At 44.9% G+C, this 3,595-nt stretch carries 3 protein-coding genes; all 3 read left to right on the top strand.

The annotated features are described in order from the left end of the window. Positions 1-1,333, top strand: a 1,333-nt coding sequence (locus tag QZ375_RS13945; protein WP_295219945.1) for a hypothetical protein, incomplete at its 5' end; no start/stop codon positions are given. A gap of 18 nt (positions 1,334-1,351) precedes the next feature. Continuing rightward, entirely contained in the window at positions 1,352-2,152 is an 801-nt protein-coding gene (locus QZ375_RS13940; RefSeq protein WP_295219943.1) for a hypothetical protein, read from the top strand. Further along, positions 2,149-3,595 (top strand): hypothetical protein (locus QZ375_RS13935; protein ID WP_295219940.1); only part of this gene is annotated, 1,447 nt, incomplete at its 3' end. The genes QZ375_RS13940 and QZ375_RS13935, both read left to right, overlap by 4 nt.

Genomic DNA, 3,595 nt, shown 5'->3' with positions numbered 1-3,595 from the left:
TCTATTATACCATATTTGTAGCTCAATGGGAAGATTTAATCAGTGTTTCCCTAATGCACTATTGTCAGCAAATGAAAACAGCTACATGGAAGCACAGACAAATCTTGCTGATGCCGGATTAACACACTCTGACAATCTTGATAATCAAAAGTCATTAGAACGTCGATTGCAAAAAGCACAATCTGCAAAAAGTGCTTTTGAAAATCTAAACAGTTATGGTGCTGGAACAGATGCTTATTACGCCGCTGTTGACAGATTTTTGTCATCGTATGGCGATGACTTTGGAATCAGCCAGAGCGATATTGCGAACAACAGCACAAAGGTATATCAGCAATTGGAAAAGTCTATAAGCGATATATCCGTAAACTTGGATGAAGCAAACCAAAAAGTTGACGAAAGCATGAACAACGTCATTGCATATCAAAGCGAAATCAAAAACTATGAGGATATGCAAGTAGCAATTGCATCTGGTAATGCGGATGAAATTGAAGCTTGTAATACCCGATTACTAAATAACCTGCAAACAGCAGAGACGGGAACACAGGAAACGTTGAAAAAGCAAAGAGATGATGCGCACACTTATTGGAAAGATTTAAAGCAAAAATATGATGGAGGTGCCGCCGGAATCAGTAAGTCTATGGTCGACACAGCGTATGATACGTATGTTGCTGCAAGTCAGGAGTTTAACGAGTTTAACCAGCTTGCTAGTGAAGCTGGATATACAGCCGGGGCAAACTGGGATGCTGGATGCGGAAACGGAATCAGCGAAAACGAGTACACAATAACGGATGCACTAGGAAATATCTCTAAAATGTTGTCACAACAAGCTGCGGAACTGTATCAATGGGGGATGGATAACGGTTATCAATATGCCGCTGGTTTAGCTGCTGGTATCAATGATCCGGGCAATACATTGGCGGAAGAAGAAGCGTCAAAAGCAATGTATAACATGGATAGGAGCGCAAAAGACGCATTGGGCATACACTCCCCTTCCAAAGTTGCCATGGAAAACGGTGAATATTACACTGAGGGACTTGCACTCGGCATTCAGAACAATTCCGGTGAAGCCACCATCTCTGCAGAACGCATGGCACAAGACGTCATAAATGCATCTCAGCTGCCGATTAGCCCGTGGAATACAATCACGAATCCTCCTCCTGCATCCACAGAACAAGCATACATGGCCGCCGCACAACAGCCAGCGGCAACCGCCAAAGACGGCGGAAACTGGATATTACCGGTATATCTCACGCCGAACACACAGGTGCTAGATACGATTGTAATATCTGCAAAGGACCGTGCAAACGCCGTCAGAGGCGGTACGGAATTTTGATAATTTGGAGGTGGAATCATGCTGTATTGTGATGCGTACTATCCGGCAGCGAACATAGACGGCGGATTGTTTTTTCTCACGATGGATCTTGTGCAAGTTGGCGAGATAGAAGTGGGATACGCACAGAATTCCGAGAAATACAAAGCGGAAAACAGCAGCTATATCACCTACGCCAGGGAATCCATTGAAAAGGAAACCACGCTGAAATTTGAGGGAACATGCGAAGCAATACAAAAGCTTGCGGAATATCTCAAATACGGAGAAATCGCATTCGGCGGAATCTGGACGGGTACAGGATACGATCCCACACCATATACAGGAGTATACTGCTATGTCAACGGCGACACAACGACAAGCCTAATATCAAAGCACTGCGACATGATGTCGATTGAGATCCCCGTTATTATCAGAGATACTAACACACCGTTGCCCACCGGGATTTTAACGCTTCATGGTGCATATCAGTTCCAGTTTGGCAGCGAACTGATCGCACTTTCCGACTGCGAATACATCGGGAACGGGGAATATGTGTGCCGGAAAGAAATCTACTTTTCTTATGGTACAACACATGCGCTGTTTTTGGGTGATACTACATATCGGACTATCGCAACATGTAGCCCAAGTGTTGGAGTGAAAGCGGAAGGGGATACCGACTATACGCTCACAGCTGTAAATCTCACGGAAGAGGGCGCAGAGGGAACAATGATCCCACTGCCGCCTGCCGATGAACTGGACTGCTATGTTGATATAAGGGCTGCTATGGGTGATTATATCAAGCCGTTTCGGACGTATTTCCATATTGAGAGGGCTGCTAAATGATAATTAATGAACACGCAAAACTGGAAATCGTAACGAGATCTGGGAAAACGTATGAAGTAGATGAATCCGGCATCATTGAGAAAAGCCTTACGACAACGCAGTCGTGCAGCAGTGGAGGAGGAATCCCTGCTGGGTCGTGTAATGCTGGTACTATGTCGGTATCATTTCGTGCGCCGTCAGGTATGCGCCATAAAGATATGTTTGGCGCAAAAATCAATCTGTACGTATGGTATCCTCCTGGATTGCCGAAGAAAAGAGGGGAGTACAATGTAACATCCTCAACCAAAAATGGGAATGTTTATACGGTATCTGCGTCTGATAATATTGTATTGCTAGACGAAAGTTGCTACGGTGCAAAAGACGTGCAGGACGCAGAAAATGGTTTGATCAGCATCTTAGGCGGTGCGACGAGAGATCCTGCCACGATATTGAGTCTGATCTGCAATACATATAGTGTACCGCATTTAAACCACGATGAAACCGTGGCGAAAGTCCCGGATTCAGGTGATACGAAACTTTACACATCTGTATCCAACGAGTGCTCCACAGAATCTGTGAAAGACTTTGCATCATATATTGCGGAATATCTGGGCGCATTTATCGTAGCGGATGAAAACGGAAAAGTGGGATTTTGTAGACTAGGTGATAGAGAACCTGACATTGAGATAAATTCGTCCAACATTGCCGTTGGAACTCATCAACGATCACCATACTATGTATTCCCTGCAATGTGGAGAGTGTGCTTTGACAGTGGCTTTTCAAATTATTGGTATGCATCGCCGATTCCGAGCGATGCAGCTCCGTTAACGATAGATATAACAAATAACCCTTTTTGGCAATACCAGGAGGACGTGATACCATCCGATCTGTACGCTGGTAAAACCGCAGGCATGATAGCCCTGCCGTGGGATTACATATACAAAGCTGCGACCGATGAAAACGGAAAGCATCTGATCAATCCTTTTTCTGCGACAGTATATGTACCTTATTTATTCCGTGTCGGCGATCTTGTAACGATCACAGACCCGGACACAAAAGAAAAATACCGTACATATATCACAGATGTAACATGGACATTCCGTGGCGGTCAGACAATATCTTGCGCTGGCGAAGATACACGTACACTATCTGTGAGCAAGTCAAGATCTATGGCGAAAAGGGGCACTGACTATAGCAAATATCTGTACCGCAAATCAAAAAAATCTGGAGAAAGCGGCAATACAACATACAAGTTAACAAAGACAGGCCACACGATCTCCCTAAAAGGATCGGATGGCAGCGAGAGCACGGTTGCAGACAGCGATACGGTGTACACCCACCCCACGCACACACCGCACAGCAAAGGTTTTTATAAGTTTGCAAATGATGGTCAGGGGCATGTGTCGGATGCTGAGAAAGTGACAAAAAAGGATATCACTGATCTTGGGATACCTGGACAGGATA

It is taken from the genome of Ruminococcus sp. (assembly GCF_019417665.1).
GTDB lineage: Bacteria > Bacillota > Clostridia > Oscillospirales > Ruminococcaceae > Ruminococcus_C.
The sequence above is the reverse complement of the archived record's forward strand: the minus strand, read 5'-3'. Positions and strand labels throughout refer to the sequence as shown.